Genomic DNA, 2,109 nt, shown 5'->3' with positions numbered 1-2,109 from the left:
AAGGACCGGCTGCACGCCGCGGCGCGCGAGATCGCCGAGGCGGGCGGCCACGCCATGTCGGTCGCGATGGACGTCATCGACCCGGAATCGGTCGACGCCGCCGTCGCCCGGGTGTTCGACACCATGGGGCCGATCGACGTCCTGGTGAACAATTCGGGGATCGCCACCGCCAAGCCGGCCCTGGAGACGACTGCCGAGGACTGGGACGGGACGATGGACACCAACCTGCGCGGCGCCTTCCTGGTCGCCCGCGCGGTCGCGAGGCGGCTCGTCGAACGCGGCCATGGCGGCTCGATCGTGAACATCGCCTCGATCACCGCGCTCCGCACCGCCGGCCAGCTCGCCGCCTATGCCGCGTCCAAGGCCGGGCTCGACCACCTGACCCGGGTGCTGGCGCTGGAATGGGCGCGCTACGGCATCCGGGTGAACGCGATCGCTCCCGGCTACATCGAGACCGACATCAACCGCGCCTTCTTCGCCAGCCCGGCCGGGGAGGCGGTGATCCGGCGCATCCCGCAGCGCCGCCTCGGCAAGCCGGAGGATCTCGACGGCGCGCTGATGCTGCTCGCGTCCGACGCCGGCCGCTACATGACGGGGGCGACGCTCACCGTCGATGGCGGGCACGTCGTGTCGCCGCTCTAGGATCGGCCCATGATCCCGCCGGGCGAGCCGCTGCTGACGGTGGCCGAGATGGCCCGGGCCGATCGCGGCGCGATCGCCGGGGGCGTCCCGGGCGCCGACCTGATGGCGGCGGCGGGCCGGGCGGTCGCCGTCGCCGCGGCCCGCCTCGTGCCGGCCGGGCCGGTCGTGGTGCTGTGCGGGCCGGGCAACAACGGCGGCGACGGCTATGTCGCGGCCCGCTGGCTCGCCCGGACCGGGCGGCCGGTCCGCGTCGCGCAACTGGGCGATCCGCGCCGCCTCGCGGGCGACGCCCGCATTCATGCCGAGCGCTGGCCAGGGCCGGTCGACGCCATGGCGCCCGGCTGCGTCGCGGGGGCGGCCCTCGTCGTCGACGCCGTGTTCGGCGCCGGCCTGTCGCGCCCCGTCGACGGCGTTGCGGCGGCGACGCTGCAGGGCGCCGTCGCCGGCGGCATCCCGATCCTTGCCGTCGACGTGCCGTCGGGGGTCGACGGCGACACGGGCGAGGTCCGCGGGTACGCGGCGGCGGCGCAGGCGACGGTCACCTTCTTCCGCCGCAAGCCGGGCCACCTGCTGGCGCCGGGCCGCCTGCTCTGCGGCCGGGTCACGGTCGCCGACATCGGCATTCCGCCGGCGGTGCTGGACGCGATCGCGCCGGCTATCCGGGCGAACGGGCCCGGCCTCTGGCGGCACCTCAGGCGGCGGCGCGGTCCCGACGACCACAAGTACCGCTTCGGCCATGCCGTCGTCGTCGGCGGCGGCCGGCTGACCGGCGCTGCGCGGCTCGCGGCCGGGGCCGCCGCCCGGGCCGGCGCCGGCCTCGTCTCGGTGATGGTCCCGGCCGGGGCGATCGCGGCCTATGCGTCACAGCCGGCGGCGCTGCTGCTGGCAGTCGAGGACGATTTCGCCCAGCTGCTGGCCGATCCGCGGCGCAACGCCTGGCTGCTCGGCCCGGGCGGTGGAGTCGACGGCGGAGCCGGCGGCGGGCTGGCCGAGCGGGTGCTGCGCGTCCTCGCCGCCGGACGGCTGGCGGTCCTCGACGCCGACGCGCTGACCGTCTTCGCCGGACGGGCCGAGGCGCTCTTCGGCGCCATCCGCGCGCCGGCGATCCTGACGCCGCACGAGGGCGAGTTCCAGCGCCTGTTCGGGCTCGACGGGGACCGGCTGGCCCGGGCCCGGGCGGCCGCCGCGGCGAGCCGTGCGGTGGTCGTGCTGAAAGGCGCCGATACCATCGTCGCGGCACCGGACGGGCGGATCGCGATCAACGAGAACGCGCCGCCCTGGCTCGCCACGGCGGGCACGGGCGACGTGCTGGCGGGCCTCGCCGTCGGGCTGCTGGCGCAGGGCATTCCCGCCTTCGAGGCGGCGGCGATGGCGGTGTGGCTGCATGGCGCCGCCGCCGACCGCTGCGGCGAGGGCCTGATCGCCGACGATCTCGCGACCGAACTGCCGGGAATTCTCGCTGCCCTG

2 protein-coding genes are annotated in these 2,109 nt (G+C 76.6%); both read left to right on the top strand.

Annotated elements, in window-relative coordinates; translation table 11 throughout:
* Positions 1 to 642: SDR family NAD(P)-dependent oxidoreductase (locus ACE3Q3_RS24130; RefSeq protein ID WP_374450374.1), on the top strand; the 642-nt coding region annotated here is incomplete at its 5' end.
* Positions 643 to 651: 9 nt separating this feature from the next.
* Positions 652 to 2,109: NAD(P)H-hydrate dehydratase (locus ACE3Q3_RS24125; RefSeq protein WP_374450372.1), on the top strand; the 1,458-nt coding region annotated here is incomplete at its 3' end.

This window comes from Allostella sp., assembly GCF_041913585.1.
In the GTDB taxonomy this organism is placed as follows: domain Bacteria; phylum Pseudomonadota; class Alphaproteobacteria; order ATCC43930; family Allostellaceae; genus Allostella.
Note: the sequence above shows the minus strand (reverse complement) of the source record. Positions and strands in the feature narration are given on the sequence as shown.